Below are 19325 nucleotides of genomic sequence, written 5' to 3'. Positions count from 1 at the left end.
GACTAACACTTTGGATATTCGAAATGGCACTTCCACTATCTAGTTTACCGGTTGAAATTCTGAGGGAAGTCCGCGCCCGCAAATGGCTGGTGCTCATCGCTTTTGCGGTTGTGAGCTTCGCTGTACTTGCTACCGGCTTTGTCTGGCCTTACCAGTACAGGTCGGAAGTTATCATCTTTGTGGATGATCAAAATATTATTGGCCCACTGATGGAAGGCAGCGCAGTTACAACGAAAATAAGTGAACAGACCTCTTCGGCCAGACAAACCCTCTCCAACAGGGACGTGGTTGGGCAGTTGGCCAAAGATCCCGATATATATGGGCCGGACGCTCGCAACATAGACGACGAAGCGCTTGAGGCAAGAATACTGGCATTACGGAGTAATATGAGTGTCAGGCACGTTGGCGGCAGCTATTTTTCAATTGGTTATAGTTCAGAGTCGCCAATTGAGGCATTTCGTATTGCCCAGAAACTTGGCCAATTATTTATAGCGGAAAGTTCCGATAGAAAGCGTAGTGAGAGCAGGAGCGCCTACAATTTTATCGACAAGCAGGTGAAAAGCTATGAGCGCCAGTTGGCCGATGTAGAAAAAAGGCTGCAGGACTTTTTGTCTGAGAACAAAGAAGGAACGGAGGGCGAGGCAAGTTCACGAATGAACAGTCTGAAGTCGCAGCTTGAGCTTGCCGAAATGGAAAAGACTGAGGTGGAGTCGAGAGTCCGGTCTCTGGAAAACCAGTTAAGTAGCATCGATCCGACACTCCGCCAGGGCAGAACGGCTGATGCCTTTCAACAGAGAATCAGTTCCATGGAGTCACAGCTTGACGACCTGCGTTTGCGATACCTGGACTCCTATCCTGACATTGTGATCCTGAAAGAGCAGATCGCGGAGCTTCGCAAGCAGCGGCAAAGAGCTATTGAGCAGGGAGAGGAGGGAGACCAGGTTGTTTCTGGAGAGGATGTTGTCAATCCTATCTATCAGGACATTCGCTCCTCTTTGTCCAGAACTCGGGCCGATTTGCAGACCCTCATAACTCGCATCAACTCGCTAAACCAGCTGATTGCCGAACAGGAACAGCGAATGGATCGAATCCAGGAAAACAAGACCCAGTACGCAGAGATTACCCGGGACATGGATGTGAATACTCAAATCTATAACGATTTGCTGAAGCGCCGGGAAAGGGCGCGGGTGTCCATGCACCTGGACATCGAGGGTCAGGGCCTTAATTACGAAATTTATGAATCAGCTCAATTCCCTACATCACCCTCGGATATGAAGTTTTCAACCTTTGCGTTTGCAGGGCTGTTTTTGGGTGCCCTCGCGCCTTTTGGCGCTATCGCCGGGTTACTCCAGATCGATCCGCGAGTTCGGGCGCGCCAACAGCTTGAAGCTAGCATCGGTTTACCAGTGCTTGCGGAAATGCCTCCCGTAAGGACACCTTATGAGAAACGCCGGGACCGCTTGGTTACCGTCACTATTTCCGTGTTTGCCGTAATATCGGTAGTTGCATACATTGTCATTGCGGGCGCTGCGCTGATGGGAGTTATTTGATGGCGAAATATAGGCAGGGTGCCTCTGGCTCTTCGGAAGATGTCGAAAGTGCAAAGTTTGATGCAACATTTGAAGACGAGCGTCGCGGGCAAAGTGACGATCGGATCTCAGATAACAAGAACTCAGATAACAGGGAGGCTGACAATCAAAAAAACCTACGCCGACAGGATGCCAACGGCTCAGACCAGTCACCGCGAAACGGCTCCGCTTACTCCGAGTGGGACGATTCCCGAATGTTGGTGCCCAGTTCTCTTGAACTTGGTCCCGGCGCTGTCGACAAATACGTCATTAGCAAACAGATCGTCAAAATGCAGGAGCCTCGCAGGCTCACGCCCGATGATCTGGACGAACGACGCATCATCTATCCTGAGTCAAGAAACCGTGACCTGGTCAACCGGTTCCGTCATCTGAGGACAAAACTGCTCGAGCTTTCAGGGGGAAATAACTTCACCCTGGTAGTCAGCGGAGCAAAGGAGGGGGCGGGCGCATCCTTCATGGCTCTGAACCTCGCAGCAGCATTTGCGTTTGATCAGTCAAAAACAGCGCTCATTATTGACTGTAATCTGCGACATCCGACACTTCATTCTCAACTGGATCTTGCGGCCGAAGCCGGCCTGACAGATTTTCTGGAAGATTCCGATTACGACATCGGAAAGATCATTTACCCGACAGGCATTCCCCGCTTGCGGCTTGTGCCTGCAGGCAGCCGTAGAGAGAACGCGGCAGAATTCTTTACGTCCTTTCGGATGAAGCAATTCCTCCTGGCAATTCGCCGCCGCTATCCGGACCGCTTCATTGTGCTTGACACGGCACCGATCAGTGATTCGCCGGATGCCCGTATTCTTGGTGATCTGTGCGATTATTCGATGTTGGTAGTGCCACACGGTCAGATAACAGCGGCTGCCGTAGATAACGCCGCTCAGGCATTTGACCCGGAAAAGTTTGTAGGAGCTGTCATCAATGGATGAGCGTTATCGATCAGGGAAGATTCGATGGATCATCTCTGTCGGCGCAGGCCTGTTGCTGTTGGGAAGCGGGCCAGCTATCGGGGCTACCAGCAGCCTGTCTGGCGGTATTGATAACCGCTACTCTGATAACTCGCGCCGCGTTGAAAGTAATCCCGAAAGCGATCTGGAAACCCGGGTAAACCTGAATTACCAGTATCTGAGCGACCCGGGGCGGTGCACATCTTCGGTAGATATGGGGCTCGGCTATGGCTACTGGCATGAAGACACCTTCGACCCGGAAGTTTATACAAATGGTAGTCTGAGCGGACAATGCGAACTCACCGATGGTCTGGTGTGGCAGGCTTCAAACAGAATCAGCCAGGTCACACAGGACACCCGCCAGGCCACCACCCGCGACAACCAGACCCGGAAAAACGTTTTCAGCACGGGCCCGGTCTACACAATGCGATTAACTCAGGTCGACCAGTTGCAGTTCTCTGCTGCTTACGAAAACACCGAGTTTGAAGAGCCGGAAGAGCCAGACAGCGATCGCGTAACCGCCACAGCTGCCTATAACCACAGTTTCAGTGAAACCCTGCAGGGAGGCCTGTCGGCCAGTGCAGAGCGCACGGAACTGGATACTGAAGAAGAACTGGACAGGGAATCAGTTAGCGCAACATTCAGTAAAACCTGGGCAACCACCCGGATAAGTGGCTCCATTGGCGTAAATCAGCTTGAGACTCGCTTGGGCAGCCAGGAGGTGTCCAGCGATGGCATAACTGGCAGTCTGAACATCGTGCGAACCATTAACCCGACCAGTACTTTCACGCTGAATGCCAACCGCCGGCTAACGGATCAGACATCGACGCTGGGTTTTCAGTTCGAGGACTTCAATTTCAACCTGACGGAAACGTCCGCCGTGGAAGTCACAGTGGTAAGCGCTGGTTACAATACGCGGTTCAGTGACGGATCTTCCTTTAGCACGGGGCTGACAGCCAGCCGCAGTGACTTCATCCGGACCGACAACCGCGAAGAGCGGATCGGAATTGACGCCCGTTACTCCAGGCCGGTAACGGAGCTGCTTTCATGGTTTACCGATGCCGGCTACGAGCGGCGGAGCTTTGAAGAGGATGATACCGAAGATGATCTACTCGGGCTGTCCCTCGGGCTGGACTATCAGCTGACGACCAGAATGGGGATCAGTTCTGCCATCGGGCACCAGAAAAAGACCAGCGACATTCAATCCAGGGAATATGATGAAAACTGGGTTAGGGTTTCCCTCAATTATCAATTTTTCTGAGTAGGGAAGCGCGCTAATGAATACCAATAATAGTCGGATAGCAAACGCACTAACCATTGATGTAGAAGACTATTTCCAGGTAGCTGCCCTGGCCGAGGCCGTAAAACGGGAAGACTGGCATTCCATGGAGTACCGCGTTGAGGCCAACACTCACAGGCTGCTGGAATTACTTGCTCGGCACAATACCCGGGCAACCTTCTTTACCCTGGGCTGGGTGGCGGAGAAATCGCCCAAGCTGGTTCGCGATATACAGAAAGCCGGCCATGAAGTGGCCAGCCATGGTTATAGCCACCAGCTGATCTATAACCAGACCCCGGAAGTTTTCCGCGAAGAAACGCGGCGCTCGAAACAGATCCTCGAGGACATCACCGGCGAACCCGTTACCGGATACCGTGCCGCCAGTTACTCCATCACCAACCAGTCGCGCTGGGCTCTGGATATACTGGCCGAAGAAGGCTTTGTCTGGGACTCATCCATATTTCCGGTTCACCACGACAGGTACGGCATGCCGGGCACACCCCGCTGGCCCCACCGGCTGACAACTGACAAAGGGCATGAATTGGCGGAGTTTCCCCTGAGTACCCTGAAGCTTCCAGGTTATACGCTGCCCATCGCAGGCGGCGGTTATTTCCGGTTGTTTCCGTACTGGTTCAGCCGCTGGGGGCTTGGCAGTATAAACCGACAGGGTCAGCCATTCGTGTTCTATCTCCACCCATGGGAAGTAGATCCGGAGCAGCCACGGCTGAACGTAAAATGGTTCTCCCGCTTCCGGCATTACAACAATCTGGATGTGTGCGAGCAAAGGCTGGACCAGCTGCTGGGTCAGTTCCGGTTTACTGCCATGAGTGACGTATTAAGAGACCAGCAGTTGCTTGCCCACGAGCCGCCGGAGACTGTCAGCCAAGCGAGTATGGAATTCACATCGTCATGCTAGTACCGATGTTCTGGCTGTCTCTGTTACTGCTTTTCTACATCTATTTCGGTTACCCGCTGTTGGCGAGTGCGTTTGCCAGGTTATGGCCGAAGCCTGTGAAAGCCGATATTGGTTACCAGCCAAAGGTGTCCATCCTTATTGCCGCCTACAACGAGGCCAAGGACATTGAAGCGACCCTCCATAACAAACTGGCGCAGGACTATCCGGCAGAGAAACTGGAAGTGCTGGTGGTCTCGGATGAATCCGATGACGGCACCGATGAAATAATCGATCGTGTCGCAAGCTCTGCACCTTTTCCGATCCGCCTGTTCCGCCAGGTACCAAGGCAGGGCAAAACTGCCGGCCTGAACACCCTGGTGCGGGAATCCACCGGCGATATCCTTCTTTTTTCAGACGCCAACTCCCAGTGGGACAGACAGGCCATTAAATACCTGTGCAGCAACTTCGCTGACCCTGAGATAGGGTATGTCACGGGAAAGATGGTCTATGTGAACGACGACGGTTCCCTGATAGGTGACGGTTGCAGTGCCTACATGAAATATGAAAACTGGTTGCGGGAACAGGAGACAGCATTGGGTTCTGTTGTGGGCGTAGACGGCGGCATAGACGCCATGCGAAAGACCCTCTACCAGCCTCTCAGGGCCGACCAGCTACCGGATTTCGTACAGCCTTTGAAAGTAGTAGAGCAGGGATATCGTGTCGTCTATGAGCCTCAAGCCCTGTTGAAAGAGGAGGCCCTGCACGACAGCAGCAGCGAACTAAGCATGCGAGTCCGGGTGAGTCTCCGCGCCCTGTGGGCGTTAAAAGACATGAAGCATCTGATGAATCCGGCAACCCATGGCATGTATGCAATTCAGCTGACGTCACACAAGTTGCTTCGGTACTTCGCATTTGTACCGCTGGCGCTATTAACCATCGCGTCGTTACTCCTTTCACCAAAAGGCGATATTTATCTGCTTGCCGCCATTGGCCTGATATTCTTATACGCTTTTGCCTGGGTTGGCCACAGCCAGGAGGCAGCCGGCCGGCATCTGCTTATCATCTACGCGGTACCTTACTACTTTATACTGCTCAATATTGCCTCCCTGAAGGCTGTAAAAGCGTTTATGAAAGGGGAGAAAAAAATCATATGGAATCCAAGGAAGGGTTAAGACTGCAATGGAGTTCAAGGTACTGCACTTAATCGATAGCGGCGGGCTTTATGGTGCCGAGAAAATGCTTTTGGATCTTGCAACGAAGCAAAAGGAAAAAGGTCTTAATGCCGTGATTCTTAGTGCGGGAGTGCCTGGTGAGGGAATTAAAAGTATCGAAGAGGAGGGTGCGGCCCGGGGAATCTCTGTGCAAGCATGGCGAATGAAGCCAGGATTTAATCTTAAGGGGGCGATAGCAATTTTAAGGTGGGCTCAAAGGGAAGGTTTCGATATCCTCCATAGTCATGGGTACAAATTTAATGTTCTGCTAGGCATGCTCCCCAATAGCTACCGAAAGCTTCCGCTAGTATCAACGCTCCATGGATATACGTATTCTAGACCGTTTTCGAAAGGACGGCTTTACGAAGTTTTTGACAAATTAGCTCTGACTCGAGCGTCGAGGATTGTTGTTGTCTCTTCAAAGATTATACCGAAGCTGCCTTTCTTTATTAAGAACTCAAATGCAATAACCATGATCACCAACGGTATTGATGTTCATAAAGTTGAAATTTGTGCACGTCAAAAAATCAACATGGAAATAACCGACTTTTTGGATAATCACAGCCCGGTAGTTTTGGGAGTGGGGCGATTTTCAAGAGAAAAAAACTTTGCTGAGTTAATAAAAAGCGTGTCTCTCTTGAAGAAGCAATATAAAAACATTGGTCTGATTTTGGCTGGCGATGGCCCACTCTTAGGGGAGGCATCTAAACAGGCAAGAGAGAGTGGTTTATTCGAAAACGTGCTTTTTCCGGGTTATATAAATAATATCCATCCTCTAATTCGGACTGCTTCAGTCTTAGCTATACCCTCTATTTCAGAAGGACTTCCTATTACGTTGCTCGAAGCCATGGCGCTAAAAACTGGAGTTGTTGTAACTGATGTTGGCGAAATGGGTAACGTAGTAGGTTTCGGAAAAGGCGGGGTAATTATTGACCGCCCTTATGCTGACGACATTGCTTCAGCAATCCAAGACTTTCTCTCCGAGCCCGAAGAAGAAACCAGACGTATCGAATGGGCTTTCAAGGCCGTAAATGAAAGGTATTCTCTTGAGAAAATGGTCATGGCCTATGAGGATGTTTATCGATCTGTCACACATAAAAATTTACGGCCATCAGATTAATTGAGTTTTCGAGATGCAAAATCCAAATATATCGATAGTAATTCTTACTTATAATCGCCCTGATTCAATCATTCGCAACGTTCGTGAAATATTAGATATTTCCATTGAGGAAGTCGAATTAATAGTTGTTGATAATTGCTCAGATGTTCCTGTAACTGAGATTTTGAGTGGGTTTGATGGCGTAAGGATAATCAGATTAGAAGAAAATGTTGGAGTTGCCGGTCGAAATATCGGAGTTTCAGAAGCCAATGCGGATATCGTGATCACTTTAGATGATGATGTTTTCGGCCTAACCGATAGAGATATTCGAAAAATTCTCAGACTTTTTAATAAAAGAAATAAGCTGGGCGCAATAAATTTCAAGGTCATCGATGATGAAACCGAAGAACAGATTAATTGGTGCCACCACCGGAAGATAGAAGATTGGTGTGATGTTACGTTCTCAACTTATGAAATTAGCGAAGGAGCGGTTGCTTTTAAGCGCTTAGCGTTCACAAAAGCTGGGGCCTATCCTGACTATTTCTTTATAAGCCACGAGGGGCCAGATCTTGCTATTCGTATGATGAATATAGACTATGATATTTTATACGTACCGGATATTGTTGTAAGGCATGCGCATGCTCCGGAAGGTCGCCCAAGTTGGCGTCGGTACTATTATGACAGTAGAAATATTATTTGGCTTGCAGCTCGTTGCTATCCTATCCAGTTGACTCTAAAGAGGCTATTCATTGACCTCTCGGCCCTATTCGTTTACGCCGTCAGGGATGGATTCGTTACCTACTGGGCAAAAGGTATTAAGGATGGTTTTCTTGGAACCCCTAAAGTTTATAAAGATAGAGTTATAATGTCCAAGCAAACAATTAAACGATACAGAGCTTTAGAGAAATACAATCCGTCGTTTATGTACATGTTTAGAAAACGAGTATTCCGAAAAAACGTAAATATTTAGATTTTATTTTTAGTCATCTAGGCTTGAGATGACTTAATTATGTTTAACGTATTTTTGGTTGTTGTTTTTTCACCATCATCTTTTAAGTAAAGTAAAAAAATCTCATCTTGGATATTATTGATGACTAAAGTAATGTCTGTTATTAGTTCCGACGATCGGATCTTTATAGATAGGCTGAGAGGACTATCCATTATACGAGTTGTGCTGGTTCATCTTGGTCTCTCATGGTTCCTTACTCCTTACTCTCAGTTCATTCATGTATTTTTACCAATACTTTTCTTCGTAAGTGGTGCGATTTCATATCCTGTTTATCTGCGAGCTGAGAGCATTCGCTATTACTCATTTAAACGATTGCTTTCCATAATTATTCCTTATTACTTGATTGTTGGATTCATTGTAAGTATATATTATTTATTTTTTGCGTCCTTTGAAGAGCTTAGTCCTTACACTTTGGCTCGATGGTTTCTTGTAAGCCCGGCAACTGAGATGATGCCGTTTAACCTAGGACAAATTTGGTTTTTAAGAGCTTTAATTATTATAATTTTAATTTCCATTCCGCTATTTCTTTTTGCGAGGGTAAGTTTAAAAATTCTCGCAATTCCTATTTTTATATCAATAATATTATCGGCTAGTGAATTAGTTTGGAATATAAGTTCGATATTTTATATTGGTTTTTTTAATTTTTACCAGCCTATTGTAAATATGGGCTTCTTTTTTTTTGGTGCATATTATTATGCTGCAGCTGAAAACTTTAGCTCGAAAAAATTGTCTTTACTATTTTTAATTTCACTTTTTTTATCCTACGCATCGTTCAAATATTTCGACCTAGACTTAAATATGGCAAATCACACATTCTCTCCAAATCTTTATTATATTTCACTAAGCTTTGCGGTAATATTTTTAGTGTTACTTTTGAAGCCCGTCATACAATTAATTTTTGAAAAAATTAAAATTATAGATAAATTTGTAGGTTTGTATAGCAAGCATGCCTATGGTGTTTTCATAATACATTCATTTTTGATTCATTATTCGGAAGTCGAATTCGGATGGGAAAATGTAGCCTCAGATCCGTTGCGTGCAATATTCAAAGTTTCATTTGTTCTTTTTGGGTCGCTACTTATTGCAATTCCAGTTACGAAAATTACAAAGCCAGTTACGAGCTTAATTTTGAGAAATGTCAATAGAAAATAGAATTTATTAAGTAACCAAAGTAACCTGTATGTTAATTATTAGTAATAAAGCTCTATTTGGATTGTAAAAATGCTCGGCAAAATTTGGTGCCGAGCTATTTTGATGGTTTTTCTATTCAATATTTAATTTTATGGTATCTGGAGGAGTGCACTCCCCGCATTCAATACGGTAACCTTGCGAATAATTATTGTCAGAGTCGGCTATATGTACAAATAAATTATCAGAAGCCCAGTCTTTTGGAAGAGTAGCCCTGATCTGGTCATCCGACCAAGTCTCTGGTAATAAATGTTGTACGCGTGTTGAGGTCCCGAGCGTCTCACCGTTTGTTAGCAGAACTCTTGCGTTTGCATTATCTCCAATAGCGACATAGAAATTAGACATTGCGCGCCTGATCTGGGTCTCTGAGCTGTGCCGTACCCATGCATTAAATCTGACTCGGTCCCAGTATGGATAAGGGACACCCTCTTCAGTTTGGTCTGTCATAAAATTTCCAGTGCGTGTATTTTTGTCATAAGCTTTTTCATTTAAATAGGCGAAGAAACCTTCAGCATTTCCATATGGGTCATCTGGGTTGAGTTTAGCGTGAAACATGTAAGTTACCCAACCTCCGAAAACCCAATTATCTCGAAGAGACTGCTGTCGGTATAGTGGGTTCATTCGAGTATTATTCCCGCCTATTGAGAATACGCCACCAATCCATGTTGGGACTGCTAGGTCATGGCCAGATGGCTCCCCGAGCTTTTCAACTGAGTATCTGGTGCTGTCTCCTCTATCTCCGAACATTAACCATGAATCTTTCGAAGCTGAAATTGTGGCAAACTCATCCTCCGTTCCGTGAGGGAAGGAACCTAGATCCTGCAAAGCGAAGCTGTAATAAATCTCTTGGAAATGTTTAAGTCCATGAATTCCTGTAGGGTCAGGCTCACCGAAAATTGGTCTGGCCCCATTGGCGCTGCCAGTCTCTGCAACAATGATGGCTTGGCTGTCTGGGCCAAATGGTCCTTCAACGATCTCACTAGCTTTGGCTTTTTTTACTTCAAACCAATTGCCTTTCAAGGGCGATAATTCAACACTGGACGATGACACATTCGCATTGCGCATATCATCATAAAGCACGACGTCTGGTCCCGCACCAAAACCCATACCAAATAGCGTGATCTTGCCATCATTTGAAATGGAATGAGTATGGATCGCTGGGTTGGCCCAAGCTGAAGTGGCGACTAAATAGGTAAGTCCAAAAGATAAAATAGCACTACGTTTCATAGTATGCACTCCAAATAATCGGATATCTTAAAGTCATCTGGTTCTAAGTATTGATTAGTAAAATTAGCTGCCAGTGAATTGGCGATTTGTGTAACAGTATTTATCATTCACTCATCTCGTCAGATTGCATATAACGTAAATAAAAAAAATACTTTCGTTATTTCACAGTAGCGTCCAAGTATGCATAGAAAAGTACGATAGGACAATAAACCTCGAGGGATTTTTATAACGCGAAGAGGGTCTCTTCCTACGAAAAGTAACAAAATATTACCTTTTAGCAATCTTGGCCTGCCCTGGAAGCGTTGGTGGTACCGGGTCTGGTTGTAGTGCCGGAAGTACCGGTTGAGCGCCTGTTTTAAGTGGTGTCCATTCTCGAAGGCTGTGAGGTAGACACACTCGTATTTGACGCTCCGCCAGAGCCGTTCGACAAAGATGTTGTCATGGTAGCAGCCCTTGCCGTCCATGCTGATCCGGATGCTCTGTTCTTTGAGAACGCCTGTGAAGGCCTCACTGGTGAACTGGACGCCCTGGTCAGTATTAAAGATTTCCGGCGTTCCATGGCGCTGAAGAGCCTCTTCCAGGGCATCGACACAGAAATCCGTGTCCATGGTGTTTGAGACTCGCCAGGACAGCACCTTGCGGCTATGCCAGTCGATGATAGCGACTAGATACATGAAGCCTCGGGCCAGCGGAAGATAGGTGATATCAGTTGCCCAGACGTGGTTAGGCCGATCGATTCGCAGCCCTTTGAGCAGGTACGGATAGATCTTGTGCCCATCGCCCGGAATGCTGGTTCTGGGGCGCGGGTACACGGCTTGAATGCCCATAGTGCGCATCATGCGTTGAACCCGCTTGCGGTTTACCGGGTGACCCTTGTGCTGCAAATGGACTCGCATCTTGCGAGAGCCGTAGTACGGCGTTTCCAGATGCTGCTGGTCAATCAGATACATCAGCTCCAGATCCTCCTGACACCGTTCACGAGGAATGTAATAAAACGATGAGCGACTCACTTCGAGTAGCTCACACTGGCGCGCGATACTGACCTGGGGATGACCTCGCTCGATCATCGCCAACCGGCGTTGACGGCTTACTGATCGAGCTTGCGCGACAAAAAATCGCGTTCCACCGTCAGCTTGCCGATCTCGCGGTAGAGTTCATCAGTATTGGGCTCGTCAGATTGCTTGGCGGACTTTCTCTTCCCCTCGAAAAGGTCGGTAGCATTGTCCAGCAGCTCGCGCTTCCAGGTACTGACCATGGTCGGGTGAATCTGGAACCGGGCAGCAATCTCAGAGGTGGTCTCGTCCCCTTTGAGGGCAGCCAGGGCGACTTTGGACTTGAACGATGCGCTGTACTGTTTGCGTTTTTTGCTCATGAATCTCCTCCTTGTGGAGATGATGAATCAGAGCTTATTTTGGAGATGATGAATTAGAGCTTAGGCACCTGTCCAAATTTCGAGACCACTTCAGTGGTTGCCGGCACGTTTGCCTTAAACTAAGGTTGATCGATAAACTTAGTTATTGAAGAAATAGCCATAGGTTTTCAGCGGTGACGTGTGAAAAGACGTCGTTAATAGACTAAGCACCTTTTTAAAGGGGAAGAAAAATCTATGAAATATGAAGTCGTTGTCTATGTAGACTCTAATGGCACACATTTACATCAGATATACAGTGGGTTATTCCTTTTACATACGTATGGAGAAATAGATCTGAAGCTAAGAACTGGGCGAAGCACGACAAAAACTCGTGGCAATAGACAGTTTCTCGCACTAGATGTTCGAAGTTTTTTGGATAATAAATACAAGCGTTGTATATTTGATATGCAAGACTCACCAAAAATTTCACTATTGGAAAGCTTTAATGAAATCGATTTTTATTTTAAGAGAAGTTTTCAAAAGGATTTTATTGCAGAGCTTCCACTAAAATATCGAGAAAGGGTTCTTCCATTTGGTTTAAATTATCAAGCTTTGCTATGTAACGGAAATAGAGTTCTCGAGAGAGTATTATTAGAGTTTATTAGCAGGCCGTTTAATCCTTTTTATAAAAAAAATCGCTTTCATGCTGAAAATATTTTTGATTTGTTGAAATATGAGTATTTTAAAAAAAGAAATAACTATGTTCCTTTTCCAAATATCGAGGCAGAACCAGATAGGGCTGCGGAGCCAAGCATACTTTTTCAGTGTCGACTATGGCCTGAAAAATACATTGCGTCGGAAAACAAACAGGATTTTAAAAATGTTAATAAAGAGCGCGTTGATTTAATTAGCGCTTTAAAAAAAGAATTTGGAAATAAATTTATAGGTGGTCTTCAGCCAACAAAAGAAGCAGTTGAGCTTTATCCTGATTTAATAACTTCGTTGCCTAGTAGGCGAAAATCTTACATAGAGGTAATGAAAAAATCTCTAGTTGTGATTAATTCTCCAGGCCTGTTAAATTCGATGGGGTGGAAATTTGCTGAATATATTGCTGCGGGTAAATGTATAGTTTCATCTAAAATTAGTGCTGAGCTTCCCGGTGACTTCTCTTCCGGACATCACTATTTAGAATATGAATCGATCCATGAGTGTATAGATGCCTGCAGTAGGCTATTGAATCAACCGGAGTTTGCCTCGATCATGTCGAAAAAAAACATTGAATACTATGATAGATATCTAAGGCCGGACTCTATCATAGGTAACTGTTTAGTCAGAACACAATCATCGAGTCCTGCATGATGAAGCTAGCTAATATAAATTATACACTTAAATTTTGTGTATTAATTATAAAATTATTTTTATTTAATTTACTAGGGAGACTCTGAATAAGTCTCGAAATCAGCGACAATATTGCCATCGCCAACTGCATAGGATTCATTGCCGCCATGGATCAGATCACCTTCTCCGTAGCCGAGTACCAAAACAAGAAACGCAAGACACGCCGCGAGATCTTTCTGGAACGGATGGACAAGCTGATTGCCTGGAAGCAGTTGGAGAAGAAGGTAGCCCGTTATTGCCCTAAGGGCCAGAATGGCCGTGTTCCCTATCCGTTGTCTGCCATGCTGCGAGTTCACTGCATGCAGTTCTATAACCTGAGCGACCCGGCGATGGAAGATGCTCTGTACGAGATCGAATCCATGCGGCACTTCGCCGGTCTGAAGCTGGACCGCTTGCCGGACGAAACCACCATTCTCGACTTCCGACATTTCCTGGAGCAGCACGGTCTTGGCAAGGCGCTGTTTAAAGAGCTGAACAAACATCTGGAGAAAAACGGCCTGATGCTGCGCGAAGGCAGCATTGTTGATGCCACCATTATCCCTGCTCCCAGCTCCACCAAGAACCAAACTGGCAAGCGCGACCACATCGGCGGACCGCCGGAAATGCACCAGACTTGGAAAGGCAACGAGTGGCACTTCGGCATGAAGATGGACATCGGTGTAGACAACACATTGCGACTGATTCATAGCATCGATACCACCGCTGCCAACGTTCACGACATCGTGCCCACTGACAAGCTGCTGCATGGAGAGGAGCAGCGGGTTTTCGGCGATGCCGGGTACCTTGGCATTCAAATGCGGGATGAGCATAAGCACCGCGAAGACGTCTCCTGGTTCATTGCCAAACGACCTGGCACCTGGAAAAAGCTGGATGCCGATAAGCTGAAAGCCGAGAAAATCAAAGCCAGTGTACGTGCCAAAGTAGAGCATCCCTTCCGGTACATTAAGCAGGTCTTCGGTTATAGCAAGGTCCGCTATCACGGCCTTGTAAAGAACAATAACCGGCTGCATTTGCTAGCCGCGTTCAGCAACCTGCTGATTGGTGAAAAAATACATGCTGGCGTAGGGCTAGTGCGCCTGTTTTCCGATAAACTGGCGGGAAACGGGTAAAAAACACACAAATAAAGGGAGAATAGTGTCTGAAATTTCGAATTTTTGCCGGCTCAAACCAATATCGGCAAAAATTAGCGATTATTCAGACCTTCCCTAGGGAAAACTCAATGAAAATCTTAATGACCGCACTCCAGCCAGGGGGAGGCATTCGCTCGTTTTTCAGATATATATACGGCCAGCCGTATTTTCAGGATTGTTCACTGACATTGGTAGCCCCTGCCGAAGGCCTGGATCAGTTTATCGAGGATTATTTACCGCCGGGGAGGCTTACGTTGATTGAGGCCGCTTCTGGACACGTTGGATTCGTACGGCAGGTCCGTGCGTTACTGAAATCTGGCCGTTTTGATTTCGTGCACTCCCATGGATTTTCTGCCGGAGTTCTCACCGAGATTGCCAGGGCCGGCTTACCAGTATCTCATTTGATGACAGCCCACGATGTTTTTCTGGCATCGCAGTTTTCGGGTTGGAAGGGAAGCCTAAAGCGCCGGGTCATGAGCAGTGTTTTTCGCCGCATCAGCGCCATTCATACGGTTACTGATGATGCACGGGCTAATTTGCTGGAATTCTTCCCGGAAATTCAGGATGAAAGGGTACACAGCATTCTTCACGGGGTTGATACAGAGTATTTCAGGGACGGCGAAACAAGAAATCTGAAGAGTGAATTGGGATTGCAGCCAGAGACGCCCTTGATAGGTTTTTTTGGCCGCTTTATGGGGCAAAAAGGTTTCCGGACTCTTGTCGATGCCATGCAGGCTATTGTTGAAAAAAGACTCGTTGAGCCCCTCCCGCATGTTGTTACGTTTGGTTGGGGTGGCTTCATAAGAGAGGACTACGCGTATCTTGAGAAAGAAGGCCTCGATCATTATTTTCACCAACTGCCTCAAACGCACAACATGCCTGCTGCGTTTAAAGGAGTAGATTTGGTTGCTATGCCTTCGCGTTGGGAGGCCTGTGGTCTGTTGGCAATGGAAGCCCTTGCAGCTGGTGTGCCGATGGTGGGTACGCATTGCGTTGGTCTGCGAGAGGTATTGGAGGGAACGCCTGCTTCAGTTGTCGCTCCCAGCGATAGTGGTTCGCTGGCCAAGGCAATTGCTGACGATCTTAAAAATCTAAAGACTCGCAAAGCCGAATTCATTGCTTTTCAAGAACACGCCGTTGAATGTTTTCAAATCTCCCGTCCTGCCTCAGAACTTCGGAACCTGTACCAGCACGTGTATGATGGGAAGCTTATGTAGGGCTCGTAAGTGAATGTGGGCTAATGGCGTGCTACTGCCGGGCCATACAGAGCGGAAAATTTGCAAAGATTCAGATTCAGGGATGGTCGAATGCGAAGTACGTTTCGAAAACTTTTCAGTATTCTCTCTTCACGGGAACGAAGAACCTCATTCTGGATGTTTGTTCTCATTGTTATCGGGGCATTTTTTGAGGCGGGTGGTGTTGCCTCTATCATTCCGTTCATATCTGTCCTGTCCGACCCCTCCGTGGTTAATGAAAACGTCTGGCTGGCGAGAGCTTACGCCTGGTCGGGTATGGAGAGTGTTGAAGCTTTCACCATTGCAATGGGCTTCCTCTTTTTGGGGGTGTTTTTTACCTCCCTGGTGTTGAAAGCATTGAATCAGTGGGTCCAGATTCGCTTTTCTAAAATGCGCGTGCACTCCGTCGGCAGCCGACTGCTCAAAGGGTATCTCTCGCAGCCCTATGAGTGGTTTTTGAGCCGTCACACGTCGAAGCTAGCGACGACCATACTTTCTGAAGTTAATCAGGTTATTTCCAAATCCCTTCTTCCCGCGATCCAATTGGTGGCCCAGACAATCGTGGTAACTGCCCTGATTGTCGTGCTGCTGATTATCGACCCGGTTTTGGCGGTTTCGTCGACGGCGGTATTGGTTGGCGCCTATGTGGTTATCTACATGGTTGTTCGTCGTCCTCTTTACCGCTTTGGCAGGCGCCGGTATCTCGCTAATCTCGAGCGTTACCGGGTAACACAGGAAACGCTGGGTGGCGTCAAGGAAGTGAAAGTCGGCTGCCTTGAGCAGAATATGCTGGAACGCTTTATGCCGTCCTCATTCAAAACTGCCAATGAGGAGATTAAAGCGTCGGTGGTCAATATGCTCCCGGGACATTTCATGCAGGCGGTGGTATTTGGCGGTGTGGTGGGTGTTCTTCTATACCTGAAGCAGGCTTATGGTTCCATGTCCGGGGCGCTGCCCGTTTTGTCTGCCTTTGCCTTTGCAGCCTACCGTCTGTTGCCGGCACTGCAACAGATCTTCCGGCACATTACCTCCATGAGGTCAAACAGCGCGGCACTGGATGGCCTGATTGCTGAAATACGCTCGCTGGAGTCCGTTTCAGACAGCCGTCTTCAGGAGCCCAGGAGTCGTTTTCCGGAACTCAAGCAATGCATAAAGCTAAAGGGCATCGAATATGGCTATCCGGCCGCCTCTGAAATGGCGCTCAAAGGGGTTTCAGTGACTATAGGCGCCAAAGAGCGTATTGGTCTGGTTGGATCCAGCGGGTCTGGGAAGACCACAACTGTTGATGTGATACTTGGGCTGCTTGCGCCAACTTCTGGCAACATGTTTGTAGACGGTGTGAAAATTACTCCGGAGAACGTGCGACAGTGGCAGCGCTCCATCGGTTATGTGCCCCAGCACATCTTTCTTGCCGACGAAACCATTGCAGCCAACATTGCCTTTGGTCTAAAACCGAATGAGATTGACCGTGATTCGGTTATTCGTGCGGCCAGGTTGGCCAACCTCCATGATTTTATTACAACACGATTGCCTGAGGGATACGACACGGAAGTGGGTGAACGTGGGGTGCGCCTCTCCGGAGGTCAGCGCCAGCGGATAGGAATCGCCAGGGCGCTCTATCATGACCCCGACGTATTGATACTGGACGAGGCCACAAGTGCCCTGGACAACCAGACAGAAAAAGCGGTGATGGAAGCGGTCGATAAGCTGGCAAGCCAGAAAACAATTGTGCTGATTGCCCACAGGCTCTCAACGGTGCGGGAATGTGATCGAATTTACCTGATGTCGGATGGTCAAGTGGTCGGCGAGGGCCGATTCGACGAACTGGTTCGGGACAATGCTGAGTTCAGCGCCATGGCGTCGGGCGAGCCCTCTGCCTGAGCCCTATGATCCCTGGTGTCTTAAGCGGTAAAGCCACTGACCCAGCCGCCCTCGCAGGCCACCGCGGGCGATCAGGTTGGACAATCCCCCGGCAAAGCTCCACACAGGAGTCTGTTTCAACGGCCCGCAGTCCAGCCAGTCTTCAGCATAGGGGTGCTGCTCCAAAGGGCGTTCGAGAAGTTCGTCAACAGCTGTGTCGGTCATGATCTCATAGGGATAAAAGCCACAGCCAGCAAATGACTCTACGAGCTGCAGTGGGAGGTTGCGCGTCTTCCCCCGATGCGAAATTGGGTACGGCAGCCACATCATGAAGGGCCGCGTGGAAATGCCCATTTGTATGCCGTTTTTCTGGGCAAACTCGTTGTTGGCGTACTCACCCTGCTGGAGCTCCCCGAACAGTTGCCTGACCCGTTCGATGTCGAATAGCCCGACAGCGGAGAATCCCGAGAAGCCTGGATAGTTTGATGGCCTGAGGTACGCTTCTCCAGTGGCGTCCAGCTCGGCCAGTTGCTCATCCCGGTTTGCAAAAAACCGCTTCATGAAACAGGTATGAAGCTCTGCTGTATTGGGGTTGGCTTCGAAAAAGGCCGCTGCCCCCGTAATGTCCCTGGGCAAGATAGGGCGCACCAGCTGCATGTCATCCTGCAGAAACAGTACAAAACGTTTGCCTGATTCCCGGGCGTCCTGGAACGCGAAGCGCATATTATTATAGAGCCCGCCGGTTTTGTGCTCTGAAATCTCGGCTTCGCCGGCGGTGATTACCTTCAGCCGGGAACGATACTTTGCAAGTATTCCCCGGGTATTCCGGTCGTCGCTCTTATCATCGATGACCGTAACCGGTATTCCCTCAGCACAGGCAGCAACTGATTTGAGGCAATTGTCCAAAAACCTCCCCCGGTTGAATGAAAATATGTAAATAACCAGGTCGTTTGTAGTGGATTCAGGGGCCGGTGCTTGTACCATGAGTGTCCATCCGTGTAGCGCCGATGTTGCTTGAAATTAGCGTAAGGCATTAAAGCGGCGAAGTGATCCTTTGACTTGTGAGACTATCATATAAATTTGGTAGTATTTTCAAAACTTCACGTCTCATCATGCTACCTTGTTATTTGATCAGCTCGTCAAAGGATTGAAGGATACGCCATGAAACCAAAGGTTTCGATAATAACGCCTGCATATAACCGTAAGGACCTGATTCCAATAACAGTTGCATCTGTGCTGGATCAGAGTCTCGCGGATATTGAATACCTTGTCGTGGATGATGGGTCTGAGGATGGCACCCGGGAATGGCTTGCCAGCCACAGTGATCCCCGGTTGCGGCTGTTGGCTCATCCCGGCAACGCGAACAAGGGACAGGCCGCCTCGGTCAATCTCGGCCTCAGCGAAGCCCGGGGGGACTATATTGTTATCATTGATAGCGACGATCTGCTCGCCCCCGGGGCTCTTGAGCACCACGCAGAAATCATGGATGCGGATGCCTCAGTGGGTATTGTGTACGGTCAGGGGCACGCCATTGATATAAACGGGAGGGAACTGTACCCACTGTTTGATGAAGACCACGTGGAGTATAGTGAGCCGGACAGGCTTCTGCTGGACTGTTACGTGGTATCTCCGGGACTATGTATGTTCAGGCGCAGTGTTGTAGAGCAGGCTGGCGCTCTCGAGGAGACGTTTCGTGCGGCACAGGACCACGACTTCCTTCTGCGGGTGGTAGAGCAGACCCGTATGGTGTATTCGGGCCATACCTGCTTTTATTACCGGAAGCACGACGCCACCATCAGTGCCAACGGTGAGATGACGAGGTGGCAGAACGGGTTTGAGATTTTACACAGGGCTGCCGCCCGGTTCCCCTACAAAAGGGCCACCATAAGGCGGCGCAGGGCAGTGCT

At 48.0% G+C, this 19325-nt stretch carries 14 protein-coding genes and 2 pseudogenes; 13 read left to right on the top strand and 3 right to left on the bottom strand.

The genetic code is table 11. The features are described from left to right. The first annotated feature begins 23 nt into the window (after nucleotides 1-23). From DIT71_RS09315 to DIT71_RS09280, 8 genes are all read left to right on the top strand, one after another. Complete coding sequence (locus DIT71_RS09315; protein WP_114612960.1) at nucleotides 24-1550, top strand: XrtA system polysaccharide chain length determinant; 1527 nt, start codon at nucleotides 24-26, stop codon at nucleotides 1548-1550. Next, nucleotides 1550-2518, top strand: coding sequence for a P-loop NTPase family protein (locus tag DIT71_RS09310; RefSeq protein ID WP_227538039.1), 969 nt, complete (start codon nucleotides 1550-1552; stop codon nucleotides 2516-2518). The genes DIT71_RS09315 and DIT71_RS09310 overlap by 1 nt, the downstream gene beginning before the upstream one ends. Beyond that, entirely contained in the window at nucleotides 2511-3797 is a 1287-nt protein-coding gene (locus tag DIT71_RS09305; RefSeq protein WP_114612959.1) for an outer membrane beta-barrel protein, read from the top strand. The genes DIT71_RS09310 and DIT71_RS09305 overlap by 8 nt, the downstream gene beginning before the upstream one ends. A gap of 16 nt (nucleotides 3798-3813) precedes the next feature. After that, entirely contained in the window at nucleotides 3814-4731 is a 918-nt protein-coding gene (locus tag DIT71_RS09300) for an XrtA system polysaccharide deacetylase (protein WP_114612958.1), read from the top strand. Beyond that, a complete protein-coding gene (locus DIT71_RS09295) occupies nucleotides 4725-5882 on the top strand; it encodes a glycosyltransferase (protein WP_114612957.1) in 1158 nt (385 codons plus the stop codon). Before DIT71_RS09300 ends, DIT71_RS09295 begins: the two co-directional genes overlap by 7 nt. A gap of 7 nt (nucleotides 5883-5889) precedes the next feature. Continuing rightward, nucleotides 5890-7041, top strand: a complete 1152-nt coding sequence (locus DIT71_RS09290; protein WP_114612956.1) for a glycosyltransferase — start codon at nucleotides 5890-5892, stop codon at nucleotides 7039-7041. Between the two features lie 13 nt (nucleotides 7042-7054). Next, a complete protein-coding gene (locus DIT71_RS09285) occupies nucleotides 7055-7990 on the top strand; it encodes a glycosyltransferase family 2 protein (RefSeq protein WP_114612955.1) in 936 nt (311 codons plus the stop codon). Nucleotides 7991-8110: 120 nt separating this feature from the next. Then, nucleotides 8111-9181: an acyltransferase family protein gene (locus tag DIT71_RS09280; RefSeq protein ID WP_114612954.1), complete on the top strand. Its 1071-nt coding sequence runs from the start codon at nucleotides 8111-8113 to the stop codon at nucleotides 9179-9181. Nucleotides 9182-9292: 111 nt separating this feature from the next. Here the strand turns inward: DIT71_RS09280 and DIT71_RS17870 are convergent, their stop codons facing one another. Together DIT71_RS17870 and DIT71_RS09275 are read right to left on the bottom strand one after the other, a co-directional pair. Next, nucleotides 9293-10444, bottom strand: a complete 1152-nt coding sequence (locus tag DIT71_RS17870; RefSeq protein WP_144114488.1) for a hypothetical protein — start codon at nucleotides 10442-10444, stop codon at nucleotides 9293-9295. A 287-nt stretch (nucleotides 10445-10731) separates the two neighbouring features. After that, nucleotides 10732-11816 (bottom strand): annotated as a pseudogene (locus tag DIT71_RS09275) (IS3 family transposase); the annotation flags it as partial. 234 nt (nucleotides 11817-12050) lie between these two features. On the opposite strand from DIT71_RS09275, the gene DIT71_RS17865 reads away from it, so the two are divergent. From DIT71_RS17865 to DIT71_RS09255, 4 genes are all read left to right on the top strand, one after another. Further along, nucleotides 12051-13154, top strand: a complete 1104-nt coding sequence (locus tag DIT71_RS17865; RefSeq protein ID WP_144114489.1) for a glycosyltransferase — start codon at nucleotides 12051-12053, stop codon at nucleotides 13152-13154. A 146-nt stretch (nucleotides 13155-13300) separates the two neighbouring features. Continuing rightward, the gene (locus tag DIT71_RS09265) at nucleotides 13301-14302 is read left to right on the top strand and encodes an IS5 family transposase (protein ID WP_114612951.1); all 1002 of its coding nucleotides are present in this window, start codon (nucleotides 13301-13303) and stop codon (nucleotides 14300-14302) included. A 110-nt stretch (nucleotides 14303-14412) separates the two neighbouring features. After that, nucleotides 14413-15540: a glycosyltransferase family 4 protein gene (locus tag DIT71_RS09260; protein WP_114612950.1), complete on the top strand. Its 1128-nt coding sequence runs from the start codon at nucleotides 14413-14415 to the stop codon at nucleotides 15538-15540. Between the two features lie 90 nt (nucleotides 15541-15630). Next, complete coding sequence (locus tag DIT71_RS09255; protein WP_114612949.1) at nucleotides 15631-17439, top strand: ABC transporter ATP-binding protein; 1809 nt, start codon at nucleotides 15631-15633, stop codon at nucleotides 17437-17439. Between the two features lie 3 nt (nucleotides 17440-17442). Here the strand turns inward: DIT71_RS09255 and DIT71_RS09250 are convergent, their stop codons facing one another. Continuing rightward, on the bottom strand, nucleotides 17443-18402 hold the full coding sequence (locus tag DIT71_RS09250) for a glycosyltransferase family A protein (RefSeq protein ID WP_114612948.1): 960 nt from the start codon (nucleotides 18400-18402) through the stop codon (nucleotides 17443-17445). A gap of 177 nt (nucleotides 18403-18579) precedes the next feature. On the opposite strand from DIT71_RS09250, the pseudogene DIT71_RS09245 reads away from it, so the two are divergent. After that, nucleotides 18580-19236: pseudogene (locus tag DIT71_RS09245) on the top strand (glycosyltransferase); the annotation flags it as partial. Between the last annotated feature and the right edge of the window lie 89 nt (nucleotides 19237-19325).

Origin of the sequence: Marinobacter vulgaris, assembly GCF_003344045.1 — a bacterium.
In the GTDB taxonomy this organism is placed as follows: Bacteria; Pseudomonadota; Gammaproteobacteria; order Pseudomonadales; family Oleiphilaceae; genus Marinobacter; species Marinobacter vulgaris.
Note: the sequence above shows the minus strand (reverse complement) of the source record. Positions and strands in the feature narration are given on the sequence as shown.

What these genes read in the sequence shown, in the direction of transcription:
- DIT71_RS09315 (WP_114612960.1), top strand. Translation starts at nt 24, where the DNA reads ATGGCACTTCCACTATCTAGTTTACCGGTTGAAATTCTGAGGGAAGTC.
- DIT71_RS09310 (WP_227538039.1), top strand. Translation starts at nt 1,550, where the DNA reads ATGGCGAAATATAGGCAGGGTGCCTCTGGCTCTTCGGAAGATGTCGAA.
- DIT71_RS09305 (WP_114612959.1), top strand. Translation starts at nt 2,511, where the DNA reads ATGGATGAGCGTTATCGATCAGGGAAGATTCGATGGATCATCTCTGTC.
- DIT71_RS09300 (WP_114612958.1), top strand. Translation starts at nt 3,814, where the DNA reads ATGAATACCAATAATAGTCGGATAGCAAACGCACTAACCATTGATGTA.
- DIT71_RS09295 (WP_114612957.1), top strand. Translation starts at nt 4,725, where the DNA reads ATGCTAGTACCGATGTTCTGGCTGTCTCTGTTACTGCTTTTCTACATC.
- DIT71_RS09290 (WP_114612956.1), top strand. Translation starts at nt 5,890, where the DNA reads ATGGAGTTCAAGGTACTGCACTTAATCGATAGCGGCGGGCTTTATGGT.
- DIT71_RS09285 (WP_114612955.1), top strand. Translation starts at nt 7,055, where the DNA reads ATGCAAAATCCAAATATATCGATAGTAATTCTTACTTATAATCGCCCT.
- DIT71_RS09280 (WP_114612954.1), top strand. Translation starts at nt 8,111, where the DNA reads ATGACTAAAGTAATGTCTGTTATTAGTTCCGACGATCGGATCTTTATA.
- DIT71_RS17870 (WP_144114488.1), bottom strand. Translation starts at nt 10,444, where the DNA reads ATGAAACGTAGTGCTATTTTATCTTTTGGACTTACCTATTTAGTCGCC.
- DIT71_RS17865 (WP_144114489.1), top strand. Translation starts at nt 12,051, where the DNA reads ATGAAATATGAAGTCGTTGTCTATGTAGACTCTAATGGCACACATTTA.
- DIT71_RS09265 (WP_114612951.1), top strand. Translation starts at nt 13,301, where the DNA reads ATGGATCAGATCACCTTCTCCGTAGCCGAGTACCAAAACAAGAAACGC.
- DIT71_RS09260 (WP_114612950.1), top strand. Translation starts at nt 14,413, where the DNA reads ATGAAAATCTTAATGACCGCACTCCAGCCAGGGGGAGGCATTCGCTCG.
- DIT71_RS09255 (WP_114612949.1), top strand. Translation starts at nt 15,631, where the DNA reads ATGCGAAGTACGTTTCGAAAACTTTTCAGTATTCTCTCTTCACGGGAA.
- DIT71_RS09250 (WP_114612948.1), bottom strand. Translation starts at nt 18,402, where the DNA reads ATGGTACAAGCACCGGCCCCTGAATCCACTACAAACGACCTGGTTATT.